The sequence below is a fragment of the Mycobacterium sp. 852002-53434_SCH5985345 genome (genome assembly GCF_001667155.1).
Taxonomy (GTDB): domain Bacteria; phylum Actinomycetota; class Actinomycetes; order Mycobacteriales; family Mycobacteriaceae; genus Mycobacterium.
The window spans coordinates 1-17946 of record NZ_LZIE01000041.1 but is presented as its reverse complement, the minus strand read 5'-3'; the positions used below and the strand labels follow the sequence as shown (position 1 = coordinate 17946).

Sequence of the window (17946 nt, the reverse complement as noted above, 5' to 3'; positions counted from 1 at the left end):
TTGGTAGGCGCAGCTGCGGTTCCGCTGCAAGGGCACCGCTTGGCCCAGCTCGTCGGCGCCTTACACCGACACGCCCGCCCCGACACCGAAACTGTCCGTGCGGCCACCTAAAATCCACCTTGGGTCGTCACACAAGTTCCACGAGACTCGGGGCATGCTGCCGTAGCATCATTGCACTTTTCGTTGCGTCGAATTCTTCGTCAAGGAGGGCCAAATGGACGAGGCTACGCAAGAGTGCCGTCTATGCGGATCCACTGGGCCCCATCAAACGACTGCAGTGCGCGAGATGATGTTCGGGACCCAAGAACTGTTTTACTATTATTGCTGCGCTGCGTGCGAGACGTTACAGATCGTGAATGTGCCCAAGGGTGAAGAACTCGCACGCCATTATCCCCCAGATTATTACTCCTACGCTGTTTTAGCTCAGCCTAGAGTTTTACAATGGCTGAATACACAGCGAGACCGCTTTGAATTGCATACTGGCGGGTGGGTGGTCGGTGCTCTTCTGGTAGCCCTCTCGTCTGGCGCCCGTGCTGCCTTGGGCGGTGCCGTCAGAATGCTGGGCCAGCTCGGGATTGAACGCGACGCGCGAATCCTAGACGTAGGCTGTGGTGGCGGTGCGCTGCTTGACCGGTTGTCCAAAGCCGGATTCAGCAACTTGTGTGGTGCCGATCCGTTCCTGGCGTCCGATGGGGAGACGCCCCGAGGCGTGCCGCTCATGAAACAAAATCTAAGCGAAGTAACGGGTGACTTTGATCTCATTATGTTCAACCATTCGCTGGAACACGTCCCTGACCTAGTTGCGACGCTTACGGCGGCAGGCGAGAAGCTTGCTTCCGGAGGCATTTGCTTGGTCCGCGTGCCGACGACCTCATCCGAAGCGTGGACTATCTATCGGCAGGACTGGGTACAGCTCGATGCGCCTCGGCATATCGTTATACCTTCACGGCAGGGAATGACGGTGGCAGCGGATAGGGCCGGGTTACGAGTCGACAGGACATTCGATGATTCGAATGAATTGCAGTTTTTCGGTAGCGAAGCCTATCGACGTGACGTTGCATTGACCGACCCCAAAATCCGTCAGATCTTCCGGCCCAAGCAAATCAGGGATTGGCGAAAGCGTGCAGAACGGCTCAATCTGCAGGGCCGTGGCGACCAAACTGGGTTTGTCTTGCGTGCCAAGTCAAATGGGGATGAATAAACACTGCCGACACGCTAAATAATTGCAATAATGGGGCAGGTGAGCTGTGTGCTCGCCCGGCGTGCATTTTAGTCGCCGGGCTGAAGTCGCGAAGACCGCGGTCGGCATCACGTTCGGTGGTGCGGTCGAAGGATTCCGAATTCCTAGAGCTCAAGCACGTCCCTCATTTCAGCCCAAGCTGGTTTAGATCAACACGATCTGCGGTTAGATTGATGAGTACGTCGCCATAGGTACTTACGCCAGCCCTTAGTCTCTAACATTCACCAGCACGGCACCGGCAGGTGGCGTTATCACAGTGAGGTGAGTTCGTATCGTTTGCTGAGGCGGGAGAGCTGCCCTGAGCTACAGGCGCTTTTGGTTGGAGTCGCTGCGTTGGCGATGTGTTCGTGGGTGTGAGTGTCGATGGTGCGCAAGGTGTTTGGCAATGGCGCGGCGCTGGTGACTGGTCGCTCCGACCAGGGGCCGCCGTAGTCGCTCGTCGAGCTTGGTCTAGGAGATCAAACCGCAGCGCCTCGTCAGTACGAGGTTGAACCGTATCGGTTGATGCCGGCTCCACACTTGAGGCGTCGCCGACGGGGATCCCTGGGTTTGAGGTAATAGGCGCTCTTGTTTTCCTCGGGCGGGAAGTAGTTGAGCTTGCTGTACGGTCTGCGTGAGTTGTGCCGGTCGATTCATTCCATCGTGGCGTATTCCTCGTCGTCGATGCTGCCGATGGATGCTGCGATCCCTTCCAAGACAGGGGTTTTCCGCGGTTACGACAGCAGAAGCTACAGTTCAGTCAAGGCTTCTACGCAGACTCGCGATTTTGCGGAGCGCGGAGGTGGCGTACCTATTCAAGGGGTACGGTAAGACCTGCTCATACTTAAACCGGAGCCTCGCCTCGAGCTCGTCTTTGTCATAGCTCGCCAGGACTGCCGCCGGGTGAGTGAGGGGCAGGTCCAGCTCCTCGGCACCCAGCGAAGCGTAAACAGCTTGTATATTGTGCGTCGCCTCGGCGTGGAACAACCCAACGTTCCGTACCAGATTCCGGGCAGGAGCGATGCAAAGGCCGGAGTTCGCCCATATGCTGTAGTTCCACGCAAAGTCCCAAGCATCGAAGTTGCCTTCATAAATACATTGGTAGAGGGACTCCCAGTAGAAGCGCTCGCTCCTTTTCCGAAAGTAGTGGTCGAAGAGCCCCCGATCCCTGATTTCCGGCCAGTTTGTCATGTTGATGTCGAATTTCGCCCAGGCTCGCCGCCAAGTGGCCCAGCCCCACGGGTGCGCAAATCTCGAGAAGTAGTAGCTATCCGCCGTCTCGGCGCGTCCGAACAGACGATTATTCCCGGAGACCATCATGACGCGCTCGTCGCTTTCGTAACGATCGAGGAGGTCAGCGCAGAACGCGAAGAACGATGCGGAGGGCACGCAGTCGTCGTCAAAGATTATCGCCTTATCGACGAGTTCGAAGGCCCAGGTTATGCCGGAGGAGCTACGGGGGCCACACCCCATGTTCGTCTCCGAGAAATTCCTATGAACTTCGCAGTCCCAATCGACCTCGTCGATGATGGCGCGCGTCGCTGCGCACTTCTCGACATCGTCAGGCCTATTCGCGCGCGGGCCGTCGGCGACTACTAGGAGCTTCCTCGGCTTCGCGACCCTGATTGCCTCGAAGACCTGCCTGGCGGTGTCCGGCCGGTTGAACATGATCAAGATGACCGGGGGCGTCGTTGTCACAGTCCGATCCTTGCGGCGACTCGGAGAATAGTCAGCGGAATGTGGATGGCTCTCAAGTATCCATTCCCCTTAGTTTCCAATTCGCCTTAGTTCCAGCCCATCCCATGGTACTCGAAGCCCTCGCCCGCATTAGCTCAGGATCGTAGATGTTTCGGCCATCGAACACGACGTGCTGTCGCATGGCCGACTTGACGCGACCAGTCGCGTGCCCCGCCGATGCCGGCGAAAAGCTCACCTCGGTAAAGATCGTTGAGCAGATGTTGGTGGCGTCTAGCAGGCGGTCGAGATCGAAGGCGCTTGCGTTGACTTGATCCTTCGCTCAACCTCGACACACCGCCCCTATAACCTGCGCTACCCCGCGTGCGCCGATTGGGGACTTCAATATCCGCTGCTTCTCCAACCCCGCGCTCGTCACCCGATACATGGACATTGTCGTCGCCCGGTACAACGACATGAGCGGCGTCAGCATGAGTAAGGACAAAGAATATTTGAAGCGGCTGCCGGTTTACCTTTGGATATTCAACCTGATGCGATGGAGGACCAAAGAAGGTCGCCGCGCGCTCTTCCTAGGGTACGTTCGGTCGTTTCGTGTCCGAACGTCTCAGGTGCGCGAAGCCGGCTCGAGGCTATTTGGCGCTCGCAACACCTGAAGTATCGTCGTTCTGCCTCTCGGGGTACGGATCGCACTGCCACAGTGCGGCTCAAGCGCTCGACTCGGCGGCGCTCCGGTAGCCGCGCACGGCGATCGGGATGAAAACCGCGAACAGCACCAGCGCCCAGCAAAAAGTTAGCGCGAGGGGCCACAACAGCGGGCCGCCGTGGGCCAATCCCCACATCGCCTCGATGGGCGCCGACATCGGCTGCATACGAACGAACGGTCGAAGCCAGTCGGGGTACAACATGATCGGCGTGGTCCCCGGGTTGAGGAACGCCAGCGCAACGGTGCCGGCCGCCAGCCAGGTCATGAGGGCAACACCGTTGGTACGGATGGCGATCGCCATGACCAGCGTCGTGAACCCGACCACCATGATCGGGGGGATCAGGACGTACACCAGGACTGTGGCCCAGCCGTGAGTGAAGCGCAGTCCCATCGCGACCCCGAGGGCGGTGATCAAGGCAGTTCCGAGCAGGGCGCGCGCCGCCTCGGCCGTCAAACGCCCGGTCAGCGCGCTTGCGCGGTGAACCGGCAGCACCCACATCCTGCTCAGCAGTCCAGAATCGCGCTCCATCGCGATGCCAAGCGAAGTGCTGAGGGCGCCGAACACCCCGGACAGCACCGCACACACCGGAACCAGGCCGTAGACACTCTGGACGCCGGTGAGCTTGTGCACGCGCTCGTCCAGCACCACGACGTAGACGAGCAAGAGGCAAACGGGGACGATCAGGGACCCCACCAGCACCGCACGCTCGCGCCGCCACTCGGTGAGGAGTCGACCGGCTTGCACCCAGCTTTGGGTGACTAGCGAGGTTGGCAGCCGAGCTTCCGCCATCACTGGCTCCGCCTCTGCAGACGCAGCGTGATCGCGCCGAAGACCAGCACCATCCCCCCACACCAGGCCAGGCTGGCCGCCAAATTGCCGAGCGCCACGTGGCCGGAGCCCAAGCCGCGCAGTGTTTCGGCGACCACTGACAGCGGCTGGTTGCGCACATACGGGCGCAACCACCCGGGAAAATTGCTCTCGGGGGCGATCCCGGTGGACAACATGAACAATAAAAGTTGGGGAACGAACAGTACGTGGCTGGTCCCTTGGGGGCTGCTGGTCAGTGAACCCAGCGCGTCGGCGCCGAGTGCCACAGCTAAGCCCAGCAGCAACGCGATGACGACGAAGGCCAACGCATACAGGAGTCCGCCGGTCATCCGGAATCCGAATGCGTAGCCGGCCGCGATCGCCACCGCCAGGGCGAGCGCGGCCCGGACCAAGGTCGCCGCTATCCGGGCACCAACCGGAACTGCCGCGGCGATCGGCAACGTCTTCAGCCGCTCCCCCAGCCCATGCAGATGATCACGTGCTGCCCGGTCTGCGGTGAGCATCGCAACCAAGACCACCGCCTGGATGGCGACCGCGGGGACCAGGTACTGCGAATAGCTGACGTGTCCGGTGTCGACCAGGCCGTGCAGCGCCAGGGAAAAACCGGCCAGATATCCGACGGGTGAGAAAATCTCGAACATCAAGCCCCCGTCTCGCGCCGCGGCGAGCAGCGAACGTTCGGTGAGTGCACCCAGGGCTGTCATGGTTGGGCAACGGGCCGCTCGGTGAGGCGCATAAACGCCTCGTCCAAGGAGGGTTTGCGCAGCGAGATGTCGATGAGTTCGATTCCGATTGCGTCGATGCGTCGAAACACCTCACCCAGTGTGGCCACCCCCTCGGGCGCCGGCACCGACACGAAGTTCATTTCGGTGTCGATATCGATCCCTTCGAGGCCGGCCAACGCGGCCGCGACCTTCGGCAGGTCCGCCGGATTGGCGGGGGTCACCTGGCAGTAGCTGCTGCCTACCCTTTGTTTGAGTTCCTCGGCCGTGCCGCTGGCGATCACCTGTCCGTGGTCGATGAGCACGATCGAGTCGCTCAGCACGTCGGCCTCTTCCAAATATTGCGTGGTGAGCAGCACGGTGACACCCTGCAGGGCCAACGAACTCACAAATGACCACATGGCACGACGGCTACGTGGGTCGAGCCCGGTGGTCGGCTCATCGAGGAAGAGCACTCTCGGCAGCACCACCAGGGCGCTGGCAAGATCGACGCGTCGCCACATGCCGCCCGAGTACGTCGAGACCCGTCGATCGGCGGCCCCGACGAGGTCGAACTGTTCGAGAAGCTCGTCGGCGCGAGCCTTCGCCTGCTGGCGACGCAGGCCGCGCAGCCTGCCGAACAAGACGAGGTTCTCCCGCCCGGTCAGGTATGGGTCCATCCCCGTGAACTGGCCCGCCATCCCGATGCTGGCGCGCACTTTGCCGGCCTGGCGAACGACGTCGTATCCGCTGACGAAGGCACGCCCCGAAGTGGGGCGGATCAACGTCGACAGGATGTTGATGGTGGTCGTCTTGCCGGCACCGTTGTGGCCGAGCAGGCCGCACACCGTCCCTGCGGGAACGGAGAAGCTCACGCCGCCCAGTGCGTGCGTGTTGTCCCCGAATGTCTTCGTGAGGCCGACAACCTCAATCGCGAGTGGGCTCACTCACGAAGTATTTCATGGTGCGTTGCTGAGCGTTGACGGTATGGGGCGTCCCACCGGGTATCCGCCGACGCCGACCCAGCATGGACCTCTGGCCGCGGTGTAATTGGCGGTTAAACTCACTTCCACATGCGGGAAATTAGTGCGCGCAGCCACACGTTCGCGGCCGCCACAGCCCGAGAATCTCGACGAGCCAACAATTTAGCTTCTTCCTCGACGAACGAGTGGGCGATAACGGCGGGCTGTCGCCTATTGCGCTTTGGCGATTTCCGCTCGAGCTCCATCAGGCGTTCGCGCGCAGTCTCTTCGTCCGCACCGTCGCGCGTGAGCACCACCAGGCTGCTACGAAACCCTGGAAAGGTCGAAAGCGATTGCAGTGCCAGGGAATCGAATAGGCAGGGGCGCCATCCGGCCGACGCAAACAAGTCAAGCCAGTGTGACATCGGCCGCCCGTTGAAAAGGCCTGCTTCGGAGCGCCACGCGCCGCCCGATAGGACGATGCGCTCACGCGCCCGGCGCGCGATGTTCCTGACGAGGGCGGATTCCGACTCGCCCGGAATATGTTGCGGTGACTGCACACAAATCACCAGGTCGAAGGTCTCCGCTAGGTCTACGGGCTCGCAGCCGTCGATGCTCGCGGTCCGCTTGGCGCCATGAGCAGCGAAATACTTCAGGTACGCCTTCGAACCCCCGCCGATCGCCAGGACGGATGTGGGGCGATAGCGCTCCGCGAGATAACGAAAGGGTGGTAAATCCGCGTACAAAGCTGGTTCCGACCCGCCGCCTTTGAACGGCCGCTGCACGCGCCGCCATACCGCAATCTTCCCACCCGAATTTTTCAGGATCTGGATGTCGGAGGCTAGACCGGACGCGTCGGCCTCCGGGTTGAATATTCTGTCGATGGACCTCACGACTTTTTGCAGCGGCGTGCAGCTGATCGCCGGTTGCGCTGTCAATCTCCCGTAACCAGGTGCGACGGGGTCACGCACGACGTCGCTGGGCCACGTTAATTCAGTCCCGGAGAAGTCCGCGTATTTGAGCGCTTCGCGTGTCAGATCCTCCGCCGAAAACGAAGGTCCGCGAATAATGCGCTCGTATACGACCTTCCAGTGAATCGCGTGTGCGAAATCGAGCCGATATCTATTCCGCTCGAGATTGGCGATCCAGCCAACCAGGATTTTGCTGGTGAACTGGTCGACGCTGCGGACCGGGAAGTGGGCTATCGTGACGTCCCTCAGCTTGATCTTGCGCAGTGACCGACCGAAGTAAGTGGCGCCATGGTTGCCTTGCTTGATCCGTAGTTTCGTATCCAGCTTTGGCTTGGTGACGATGATGGGTTTCCACCAGGCGTGTTCGTCCGCCTTCCGGTGGGTGATGCCCCGTAGGGGATCTGACGCATCGCCTTCCGGGCCCGTGGGAGCGGGGATGTAGGTGCGCCAACGATATTGGGCTTGCGTACCGGGGCGCATCGCACGCAATTGGGAATACAGCGCCTCCCGCGACGGTGTGACGATGAATTCGTCGGCATCCAACAAAAACACGAAGCGTGGCTTGAACTTGGGCACTACCCTGCGATACACCGCGGTCACAATTTCCGCCTGGAAGTGACCCACGATCGGATCGTCGAATAGTATTACGGGCAACCCTTCACGTTGCAGCCGCACGAGGATTTCCCGCGTGTCGTCGACCGAGTCGTTATCGACGATGGCCAGCGCGTCCATGAAGTTCAAATTGTGTCGGACGAATGCCTCAATGACATCGGCCTCGTTTTTCACCATCGCGATCCCGAGCGCTTCGATCATGCTTGTAGCGCCAGGTCAAAGTGCATCGCGGATCAAACCTTTCGGAGGTCGTGCGCACCAGGGCACCGGACATTATTCCCGGTTCTTCAGCACTTCGGGCCATCTTCGATCCCATCGGCGCGCAGAACCTCGAGCGCGCCGACGCTTCCGCGGTGCCGTGACACGGCGAACAACACAGTTGGTTCGGCCGCGGAAACCCTTGAACGCAAACCTAAATCACGTTAGCCGGCGACGGCTCCCGGCTCGAAGAACGGCGCTCCGTACTCGGTCACCGGTTCGAAGCCGCGCTTGCGCGCCTTCTCGGCGGCCTTGCGAATCAGGGCGTAGATGCCGACGAACGCCGCGTGATCGGTCATCACGAACGGCGTCAGCAGCCGGTTGTGCACCAGCGAGAAGGCCACACCGCTCGCCGGGTCGGTCCAGCCGAGCGAACCGCCCAGCCCGACATGGCCGAAGCCGGGCATCACGTTGCCGATGGGCAGGCTGTGGTAGCCCAGGTGGAATGCCAGCGGCATGAACAGGTTTCGGTCCGGGCGCAGGCTCCGTCGACCGGTCAGGCCGGCGACCAGTTCGCGGGACAGGAATCGGATGCCGTCAACCTCGCCGCCGTTGGCGATGGCGCCGTACATTCGTGCCAGTCCACGCGCCGTCACCACGCCGTTGGCCGCCGGGATCTCCGCGTCCAGCAAGGGGGTGTCGCCCTGCACGGCGGCAACCATGCCCGGGAAGTACATGGACCGGAATCCGCCGGACAGCTCGTTGGCCACCCTGCGGGTCACGAAGCTCAGGACCGGGTTCCGCACGAGGTTCTGCGGCGCCACGATCTGGGCGACCCGCGTCGGCGCCCCGACCGGCGGCCGACCCAGGTACAGCCCGTCGGTGCCCAGCGGCTCGGCGAGCTCCTCGCGGATCAGCACTCGCATCCCTTTTCCGGTCACGCCCCGGGCGAGGCCGGACATCAGCCAGCCGAAGGTCAGCGCGTGATAGGCCGACTTGCCCAACAGCCGTCCCGGCGCCGCCGCGGCCAGCCGTTCTTCCATCACGACGTGGTCCAGCAAGTCTTCGGAGCTGGCGCCGCGCAGGCCCGACAGGCCGGCAGCGTGCCTCATCACGTCGCGCACGGTGAGGTTCGCCTTGCCGTTGGCCGCGAAGTCCGGCCAGTACTCGGCAACCGGCGCCTCGTAGTCGATCAGCCCGCGGTCGGCGAGCCGGTGAATGACGGTGGCCGCCATGCCCTTTGTCGCCGAGAACACCATCGGTGCGGTGTCGGCCGACCACGGCGTATGGCCACCTCGATCGGACCACCCCGTCCAGACGTCCACGACGGGTTGGCCGTCCAGATACACCGCCAGCGCGCCGCCGCCGAAGCGGCGAGCGGGGAACATGCTGGAGAAACTGCGAACGACGCATCCGAAGTGTGAGTCCGCCGCGCCGGACACACGGTGACCTGCGTCAAGGTCATCGTGGACAGGGACCGCGCGGCGATCGACTCGGGTTTCCACCGTCACATTTTTGAATTTACTTGGATTTCACACCTTCCCGGAGCGAAATCGGATTGTTTATCTATCCGTTATTCTGACGCTGCCGTTAATATTTGCTGCGCCGCAAGCGCGGGGGTCAACTCCCCCGCCTTGACCTGGCGCTCGATGTCGGCACGCATCTTGCGCACCTTCGGATTGGACAGCACCCGATTTAGGACGGTGTCGCGCACCATCTGCCACGTCCAGTCGACTTGCTGAGCGCGCCGGCGCGCCTCGAACTCGCCGGCCTCGGTGAGCACCTGGCGATGACGCTCGATGTTGTCCCACAATTCCTGCAAGCCGGTCCCCTCCGTCGCGCTCATCGTGAGAACCGGCGGCCGCCAGAGTGTTTCACGCGGGTGAATCAGCCTGATCGCCGAGGACAGCTCGCGCGCGGCCATCCGCGCCTCGGCGAGGTGCTCCCCGTCGGCCTTGTTCACCACCACGATGTCGGCCAGCTCCAGCGCGCCCTTCTTGATGCCTTGCAGCTGATCGCCGCTGCGCGCCAGGGTCAGCAGCACGAACGTGTCGACCATGTTGGCCACCGTCACCTCGGACTGACCGACGCCGACGGTCTCGATGATGATCACGTCGAAACCGGCGGCCTCCAACAACACCACCGTCTCGCGGGTGGCCTTTGCTACGCCGCCCAGGGTGCCCGACGTGGGCGACGGGCGGATGTACGCATCCGGGTGCACCGCCAGCCGCGCCATCCGGGTCTTGTCGCCGAGGATCGATCCACCGCTGCGCGTCGACGACGGGTCGACGGCCAGCACCGCGACCCGGTGGCCCTGCTCGATCAGATGCATGCCGAGGGCCTCGATGGTGGTGGATTTCCCCACCCCGGGGGTCCCGGTGATGCCGACGCGGTGCGCGTCGCCCGAGTCCGGGGTCAGCGCGAGCAGCAGCTGCTGCGCCTTCTCGTGATGGTCGGCGCGGGTGGACTCCAGCAGCGTGATGGCCCGCGGCAGCGCCGCGCGGTCGCCGCCGCGAACGGCGTCGGCCAACGCCTCGACGGTGTCGCTCTTGCGGGCTGCCATCTAGTCGAGCGTGTAACCCAGTCGCTCGGCAAGCTTGTGCAGCAAGCCGATCGCGGCCTCGGCGATCACCGTCCCGGGCGGGAAGATGGCGGCGGCCCCGGCCTGGTAGAGCTCGTCGAAGTCACCGGGCGGGATGACCCCGCCGACCACGATCATGATGTCGGGCCGTCCGACCTCGGCGAGCGCGTCACGAAGTGCCGGTACCAGCGTCAGGTGACCGGCGGCCAGCGACGAAACGCCGACGACGTGCACGTCGTTGTCGGCGGCCTGGCGGGCGACCTCCTCGGGTGTGGAGAACAGCGAGCCGACGTCGACGTCGAAGCCGAGGTCGGCGAAGGCCGTCGCGATCACCTTCTGCCCGCGGTCGTGACCGTCCTGGCCCATCTTGGCCACCAGAATCCTGGGCCGGCGGCCGTCGGCCTCGGCGAACTTCTCGACTAGTTCGGTGGCGGTTGCGATGTTCTGGGCCTTTCCGGCTTCGTCGCGGTAGACGCCGGCGATGGTGCGGATCTCCGCCTGGTGCCGGCCGTATACCTTTTCCAGCGCGTCGGAGATCTCCCCGACCGTGGCCTTGGCTCGGGCGGCGTTGATCGCCAGCGCCAGCAGATTATTACCCAACCCGTCCTCGCCGGCGCGACCGTGCGCGGCGGCGGCCCGGGACAGGTCGGCGAGGGCGGCGTCGACGGCGGACTGGTCGCGGCCGGCCCGCAGCTCTTGGAGTTTGGCCAGCTGCTCGGCGCGCACCCGGCTGTTCTCGACCTTGAGGACCTCGACCTCCTGGTCCTCTTCGACCTGATACTTGTTGACGCCGATCACCGGCTGGATCCCGGAGTCGATGCGGGCCTGGGTCCGCGCGGCGGCCTCCTCGATGCGCAGCTTCGGGATGCCCTCGTTGATGGCCTGGGCCATGCCGCCGTGCTCGGCCACCTCCGCGATGTGCGCGCGGGCGCGCTGCGCGAGCTGGTGGGTCAGCCACTCCACGTAGTACGAGCCGCCCCACGGGTCGATGGGCCGCGTGGTGCCCGACTCTTGCTGCAGCAGCAGCTGGGTGTTGCGCGCGATGCGCGCGGAGAAGTCCGTGGGCAGCGCCAGCGCCTCGTCGAGGGCGTTGGTGTGCAGCGACTGGGTGTGGCCCTGGGTCGCGGCCATGGCCTCGATGCAGGTGCGCGCGACGTTGTTGAATGCGTCCTGGGCGGTCAGCGACCAGCCGGACGTCTGCGAATGTGTGCGCAGCGACAGCGATTTGGGGTTCTTCGGGTTGAACTGGGCAACCAGCTCGCTCCACAGCAACCGGCCCGCCCGCAGCTTGGCGACCTCCATGAAGAAGTTCATCCCGATGCCCCAGAAGAACGACAGTCGCGGCGCGAACTTGTCGATGTCCAGGTCGGCGTCCAGGCCCGCCTTGATGTAGTCGACGCCATCGGCCAGCGTGTAGGCCAGTTCCAAATCGGCTGTGGCGCCGGCCTCTTGGATGTGATAGCCGGAGATCGAGATGGAGTTGAACTTCGGCATCTTCGCGCTGGTGTAGCCGAAGATGTCGGAGATGATCCGCATCGACGGCTTGGGCGGATAGATGTAGGTGTTGCGCACCATGAATTCTTTGAGGATGTCGTTCTGGATGGTGCCCGCCAGCTTCTCCGGCGGCACCCCCTGCTCCTCGGCGGCCACCACGTACAGCGCCAGGATCGGCAGCACGGCGCCGTTCATGGTCATCGACACCGACACCGTCGAGAGGTCGATACCGTCGAACAGCTGACGCATATCAAGAATGGAATCGATTGCCACACCGGCCATTCCGACGTCGCCCTGGACGCGGGGATGGTCGGAGTCGTAGCCGCGGTGGGTGGCCAGGTCGAAGGCCACCGACAGGCCCTTCTGGCCGGCCGCCAGGTTGCGGCGGTAGAACGCGTTCGACTCCGCCGCGGTGGAGAACCCCGCGTACTGGCGGATGGTCCACGGCTGGTTGACGTACATCGTGGGGTACGGGCCGCGCAGGAAGGGCGGTTCGCCGGGGAAGCTGTTCAGCGGGTAACCGCCGGCCACCGCGGCGGCCCGGTCGGCGCCGATGTACACCGGCTTGACGGCGATGTCTTCGGGCGTGTGCCACTCGAGCTGGTCGGGCGTGTACCAGTGCGCCGCCGCGGCGGCCGCGACGTGCTTTTCCACGGCGGCTTCGTTGGGCGGCGACAACGGGCGGTCGCCGTTCAGCGGGACGTCGGCGAAGTTACCGATCACGGGTGCGGTTGTGGTCATGGCGGCTACGCTCCCAGTCGAGTCAGCAGGTTCGAAAGGGCCTCGACCGCATTGATTTTCGCGGTCAGGAATTCGTCGGGCCGGTGCTCGGCGTCGGCCACGGCCTTCTCCGGTCCGGCCAGATAGACCCTCGACACACCGGCGGTTCGGGCCGCCTCGACAATCGCGGCGGCCTCGTCCTGGTAGCGCTTGTCGGTGCCGCAGATGACCGCCGCGCTCGGCGATCCCGCGTCGGCGACCGCCTTCGCGACACCGGCGGCATCGACCGTGCCCGGATTGACGGCTTCGATGCCGCCCGACGCCAGCAGGTTTGCGGCGAACGTGGCCCGGATGTTGTGCTCGGCCAGCGGGCCCAACGGAAGCAACAACGCCTGCGGACGCGCACCGGTGCTGGCCAGGAAGGCGTCGGAACGGTCGCGCAACGCCTCGAATGCGGCGGCGTACCGCTGCAGGTTGCCCGCGGCCAGCGGTGAAGCCGACGAATCATCGTGCGGCAGGGCGGGTTCGGTGAGATTCGGGAACTCGTTGACACCGGTGATCGCCGTGCGACGGTGCGCGATGTCGTCGGCGCGGCGCGCGGCGACCTCGGCGATCTGGTCGGCGACGTACTGGCGCGCCTCGACGAAGCCGCCGCGCGCCTCGATGGCCTGGAAGTGCTCCCAGGCCTGCTCCGCGAGCCGGGCGGTGAGGTCCTCGACGAACCAGGAACCGCCCGCCGGGTCCAGCACACGGCCGACGTGCGACTCCTCCAAGAGCAGCAGCTGCGTGTTGCGGGCGATCCGGCGCGCGAAGCTTCTGGCCGTGCCGGGGAAGCCGCCCGGGATCGCCACGTCGAACGGGAGCACCAGCACGGTGTCGGCGCCGCCGACGCCCGCACCGAAGGCGGCCAGCGTGCAGCGCAGCATGTTCACCCACGGGTCGCGTTGGGTCATCATCGGCAGCGACGTTTCGGCGTGCACGGTGACGGCGCCGCCGTCGGGGTCACCGACGACCTCCGCTACCCGCGCCCACAGGTGGCGCACGGCCCGCATCTTGGCGAGCGTCACGAACTGGTCGTCATCGGCGGCCAGCCGGAAACTGATCTGCCGCAACGCCTCCCCGACCGACATGCCCGACTCGGTGAGCGTCCGGAGATAGGTCACCCCGGCGGCCACGGTGCCGGCCAGCTCCCACGTCGCGTTGGCGCCCAGGTTGTGGAAGGCGGGCCCGTCGACGGTGATCGCACGCACGCCGCGCTCCCGGGCCGCGCGCTTGGCGACCGCGACAACCTCGTCCACCGCGGGCACGGGACGATCGCTCAGTGCCGCGGTGAAGGGGTCGCCGCCCAGGTCGATCGAGAGTATTTCGCGCTGGTCTGGTTGGACGCCGGCGGCCAACGCCAACATGACGTCGGCTGCGGCGGAGTAGTCCGCGCCCGGGTCGACGATGACCGGCGCCATGCTCAGGTGCACGCCCTGCAGGGCGTCGGCGAGCTGGTCGACCGTCACGCCGGATTCGCCCACCCGCAGCACCAGCGCGCCGGCCCCGTTGCCGAGTGCTTCGAGCACCGCCGAGTTGACATCCTGGGCCGTTACCCCGGCGACGCGATCGGCGGGGAACGCCTCGGCCACCTTCCAGCCGGACTTGACGTCGCGCAGCGCGTCGGCGCCCCGCACGAAAGGCCACTCGCCCGGCAGCGGCGGCTCCGGCAGCTCGTCCAGCGCCGTGTACAGCGCCCGGACGGCGATGCCGTCATAGGTCGGGGTTTCCAGCAGCCGCTCGGGCTGGTCACCGAGCTCGTCGGGGTCCTTCCGGGTGCTTTTCGACAGCACGCCGGCGACCGCACTGCGCCAACGCCCGCGAACCTGTTCTAGTTCGGCGAGCTCGGGTACATCAATGGACACCGATTGCTCCCTTTTTTGCCAGCAAATGGGGCCTGCGACTTACTAATGAGGCTAATTGATCGAGCCTGTCGGCTGAAAACCGCGCGGCGCGACCAGCAAGGCAGGCCGGTGATGAAACGCCAGCCTCGGGAAACGAGTTATTCACCTGCGCCCCGTAACCTTTACAGGCGTGACGGCTTCCGCCACCTGCAGAATCAACCGGACGCTGCGCGACCTCGGCGGCGCGCTGGGCTCCGCCGCGCGTCTGCTGTCGCGGCCCCGGGTGATCGCCACAGTGGTCGGTATCACACTGTTGATCGCGGCCGCCTCATGGCTGCCGGTGCCCACCCCGGTGCAGATGCGCGATTGGGCGGAGTCGGTCGGCCCCTGGTTCCCGCTGGCGTTTCTGGCCGCGCACATCGTGGCCACCGTCGTGCCGGTTCCGCGGACGGCGTTCACCCTGGCCGCCGGGCTGCTGTTCGGCCCGCTGACGGGTGTGGCGATCGCGGTGGGTGCCAGCACCGCGAGCGCGGTGATCGCGATGCTGCTGGTGCGCGCGGCCGGGTGGCGGCTGAACCGCCTGGTTCGCCACCGGTCCATCGACACCGTGGACGAGCGCTTGCGGCAGCGGGGCTGGCTGGCCATCTTGTCGCTGCGACTGATTCCCGCCGTGCCGTTTTCGGCGATCAACTACGCCGCCGGTGCCTCGACGGTCCGGGTGCTGCCGTACACCCTGGCCACGCTGGGCGGCCTGCTGCCCGGCACCGCCGCCGTGGTGATCCTCGGCGACGCGCTCGCCGGTCACCCCAGCTCACTGCTGTACCTGGTGTCGGTGTGCACGGCGACCCTGGGTCTGACGGGCTTGGTCATCGAGATCCGCCACTACCGCCGGCACCATCGCCGCGCGCACAGTTCCTCCGCTGACCGGCCCTCCCCCGAGCCGGCCGCCATCAGCTGATCTCCCGCAGCAAATCTGCCTAATCGCCACGGCCGCCGGGCCGAAGCTGGCAAGCTGGAACGCAGAATCACCGGCGCCACGCTCAAAGGGGGGCTGTTGGCCGGAATCCAAGCGCCGTACCCGCCGCGGTCCAGGATGCATTCCGCGTTGTTGGTCATTGCGGCGCTCTTCTGCGCCACCGCCTTCATCACCGCCGTCTACATGTTGCCGAGGAATTCCGGCCCGGCGCACGATGCCGCCCCGCCGCCGCTCCTGTCGCCGATCGATCTGCCCGCGTCGACTGCCGTCGGCCCCGGTGCGGGCATTTACGTCCAGTACGCCGACGGGACGGGCGGAATGGGCTGCACCGCCGGGTTTTTGGTGCGCACCAGCACCGGTCAGGTCGGTGTCCTCACCGCGGGCCACTGCAACCGCTCCGGCGGGGCCAGCAAGGTGACGATGAACTTCGCCGGCATCCTCCCCTATGCGACGCTGGGCACGTTCAGCCAGACGGTCAGCGAGGGCGTTCACAGCGAACAGCACGACATCGGCCTCATCGTGCTCAACGGCGACAACGTCCCGCAGAACCCGGCCATCGGGGCCTCCTTGCCGGTCTCCGGCGTCGCCACCGACCTGCAGCCCGGCCAGGAACTGTGCAAATTCGGCATGGGCTCGGGCGAGGCCACCTGCGGTCCGATCACCGAGGTCACCGGCAGCAAGGTCGTGTTCATGGCGCCCGGCCAATGCGGCGATTCCGGCGGCCCCGTCTATCTCGACGAAGGCAACGGCACGGTTCGCGCCGTCGGCATCCTGATCCGCGGGGGTGACCCGTTCAGGCATAAGCCCGGGTGCTCGGTCCCGGCGAAGTTCTCGGTCGCCGAACTCATCCAGCCGTGGCTGGACAAGTGGCGGCTCACCGCAGTGATCGCGGCGGCCCCGTCCGGCTGACGGTTCGCGGTTCTCCTTCAGGTTGACTTCAGGCTGACTTCCTAGCGTCGCGAACGTTGCGGTGCGCGAGGCGCAGTTGCGCACCCAACGGGTGAATGACCGTCTACAGCAAGGGAGAGATGGGCCGAGTGAAAATCAAACAACTCATCGCCGGTTCGCTGCTCGCGGGCGCCCTCGGGGCGGCCGTGGCCGGCTTCGGCGCCGCGGTGGCGAGTGCGGATCCGCCACCGCCACCGCCGCCCGGACAGCCGGGACCGCAGCATCCGGGGGGACCGTTCGGCGGGCCACCGGGGCCGGGTGGACCGGTTGGGCCGCCCCCACCACAGGGGCCGGGCGACCCTTTCCGGCCACCGCCGCCGGGATTCTGACGTCGGGCTAGGCGCACGGAGTGGTGGCCGCCTCATCCGGGGCGGTCACCACTCACCGGCGTTCGACCCGCAGGGTAAGCCGAAATTCGGCACCGCCGTCGTGCGGCAAACACACCAGCTCGCCGCCGTGCGCACGCGCCAGCGCCCGGGCGATCGGCAGGCCCAGCCCGGCGCCGCCGTGATCGCGGGCGCGCCCGGCGTCCAGCCGCACCAGGCGCTCGAAGATCCGCTCCCGCTCGTCGTCGGGAATGCCGGGCCCGCTGTCGGTTACGGTCACCTCCACGGTGCCTTCGTGCGTGCGGACGTCGATCATGATGGAGCCTCCCGGCGAGGTGTATCGACGAGCGTTGTCGAGCAGATTGGACAGGATCTGCGCGAGCCGGGTGGGGTCCGCGTTGACAGTCAGCTCGGCCAGGCCCGTGCGACGGACGGCGAGTTGCGGTGCCAGCATGGCCGCTCGGTCGGCTTCGGCGTCCGCGATCGCGGCCAGGTCGACGTGCTGGGTGTCCAACGGCAGCCCGGCGTCGATGCGGCTCAGATCGAGCATGTCGGAGACGAGCCGACCGGCGCGGCGGGCGTCCGACAGCAGCAGGCTGGCCCGGCGATATTGACCGTCTGCCCCGTCGTCGCCTTGCTGGGAGGCGCTGTTGGCGAGTTGCTCGGCGGCGACCTGAATCCCGGCGATCGGGGTGCGCAGTTCATGGGCGGCGTCCACGAGGAAGCGCCGGGTAGCCGTCTCGGCGCGCTGGGCCGCGTCGGCGGCGCGCTGCGCCCGGCGCTCCGAGGCCTCCAAAGCGTCCAGCATTCCGTCGAAAGCGCTTGCCGCGCGGCCTAATTCAGTATTCGCGCGGTCGGGTCGCAACCGTCGCCCGCGATCACCCGTGCGGATGTCGTTGGCCAGCGCCGTCAGCCGGTCCAGCGGGCGCAACGCCACCCGGCTGACCGCCACCAACAACAGCGCGGCGGCCACCAGGGTTGCCACGCCCGCCCCGATCATCAGCAGCCGCAACTGATGCGTCACCTGCGTGGTTTGGGTGGTGTCGGCGACGAGGATCACCCGGGCGCCATCCGGCAGCGGACGCACCAGGGCCGTCGCGGTGGGGGGGGGGGGGGGCGGTGGGGGCG

General features: G+C 65.6%; 14 protein-coding genes and 1 pseudogene. 5 read left to right on the top strand and 10 right to left on the bottom strand.

The window, feature by feature from the left end; translation table 11 throughout:
- The first annotated feature begins 214 nt into the window (after positions 1–214).
- Entirely contained in the window at positions 215–1201 is a 987-nt protein-coding gene (locus tag A5756_RS25380) for a class I SAM-dependent methyltransferase (RefSeq protein ID WP_082960010.1), read from the top strand.
- 774 nt (positions 1202–1975) lie between these two features.
- On the opposite strand, the gene A5756_RS08875 is transcribed toward A5756_RS25380, so the two are convergent.
- Positions 1976–2917 carry a glycosyltransferase family 2 protein gene (locus A5756_RS08875; RefSeq protein ID WP_197505753.1) on the bottom strand — a complete coding sequence of 314 codons (942 nt, stop codon included), beginning with the start codon at positions 2915–2917 and terminating at the stop codon, positions 1976–1978.
- A 337-nt stretch (positions 2918–3254) separates the two neighbouring features.
- On the opposite strand from A5756_RS08875, the pseudogene A5756_RS26435 reads away from it, so the two are divergent.
- Positions 3255–3567, top strand: a pseudogene (locus A5756_RS26435) (glycosyltransferase); the annotation flags it as partial.
- 51 nt (positions 3568–3618) lie between these two features.
- On the opposite strand, the gene A5756_RS08870 reads toward A5756_RS26435, so the two are convergent.
- From A5756_RS08870 to mutA, 8 genes are all read right to left on the bottom strand, one after another.
- Positions 3619–4407: an ABC transporter permease gene (locus A5756_RS08870; RefSeq protein WP_082948122.1), complete on the bottom strand. Its 789-nt coding sequence runs from the start codon at positions 4405–4407 to the stop codon at positions 3619–3621.
- Positions 4407–5150, bottom strand: a complete 744-nt coding sequence (locus A5756_RS08865) for an ABC transporter permease (RefSeq protein WP_066950733.1) — start codon at positions 5148–5150, stop codon at positions 4407–4409. The genes A5756_RS08870 and A5756_RS08865 overlap by 1 nt, the downstream gene beginning before the upstream one ends.
- Positions 5147–6094 (bottom strand): daunorubicin/doxorubicin resistance ABC transporter ATP-binding protein DrrA, encoded by a 948-nt coding sequence (locus tag A5756_RS08860; protein WP_066950729.1) that lies wholly within the window; start codon positions 6092–6094, stop codon positions 5147–5149. Before A5756_RS08860 ends, A5756_RS08865 begins: the two co-directional genes overlap by 4 nt.
- 116 nt (positions 6095–6210) lie before the next feature.
- Entirely contained in the window at positions 6211–7893 is a 1683-nt protein-coding gene (locus tag A5756_RS08855) for a glycosyltransferase family 2 protein (protein ID WP_066950726.1), read from the bottom strand.
- A gap of 221 nt (positions 7894–8114) precedes the next feature.
- Complete coding sequence (locus A5756_RS08850; protein ID WP_066950721.1) at positions 8115–9401, bottom strand: serine hydrolase domain-containing protein; 1287 nt, start codon at positions 9399–9401, stop codon at positions 8115–8117.
- Positions 9402–9463: 62 nt separating this feature from the next.
- Positions 9464–10453: a methylmalonyl Co-A mutase-associated GTPase MeaB gene (meaB, locus tag A5756_RS08845; RefSeq protein ID WP_066950717.1), complete on the bottom strand. Its 990-nt coding sequence runs from the start codon at positions 10451–10453 to the stop codon at positions 9464–9466.
- The gene (gene scpA / locus A5756_RS08840; protein ID WP_066950713.1) at positions 10454–12706 is read right to left on the bottom strand and encodes a methylmalonyl-CoA mutase; all 2253 of its coding nucleotides are present in this window, start codon (positions 12704–12706) and stop codon (positions 10454–10456) included.
- Positions 12707–12711: 5 nt separating this feature from the next.
- Positions 12712–14589: a methylmalonyl-CoA mutase small subunit gene (gene mutA / locus A5756_RS08835; protein ID WP_066950708.1), complete on the bottom strand. Its 1878-nt coding sequence runs from the start codon at positions 14587–14589 to the stop codon at positions 12712–12714.
- Between the two features lie 169 nt (positions 14590–14758).
- Between mutA and A5756_RS08830 the strand changes: the two genes are divergently transcribed.
- The 3 genes from A5756_RS08830 to A5756_RS25370 all read left to right on the top strand — a co-directional run bounded on the left by A5756_RS08830 (position 14759) and on the right by A5756_RS25370 (position 16821).
- Positions 14759–15526: a TVP38/TMEM64 family protein gene (locus tag A5756_RS08830; protein WP_066950704.1), complete on the top strand. Its 768-nt coding sequence runs from the start codon at positions 14759–14761 to the stop codon at positions 15524–15526.
- Positions 15527–15661: 135 nt separating this feature from the next.
- A complete protein-coding gene (locus tag A5756_RS08825) occupies positions 15662–16453 on the top strand; it encodes a trypsin-like serine protease (protein ID WP_066950699.1) in 792 nt (263 codons plus the stop codon).
- Positions 16454–16581: 128 nt separating this feature from the next.
- Entirely contained in the window at positions 16582–16821 is a 240-nt protein-coding gene (locus A5756_RS25370) for a hypothetical protein (protein ID WP_082959047.1), read from the top strand.
- A 52-nt stretch (positions 16822–16873) separates the two neighbouring features.
- On the opposite strand, the gene A5756_RS08820 is transcribed toward A5756_RS25370, so the two are convergent.
- Positions 16874–17946: cell wall metabolism sensor histidine kinase WalK (locus A5756_RS08820; RefSeq protein ID WP_066950808.1), on the bottom strand; the 1073-nt coding region annotated here is incomplete at its 5' end.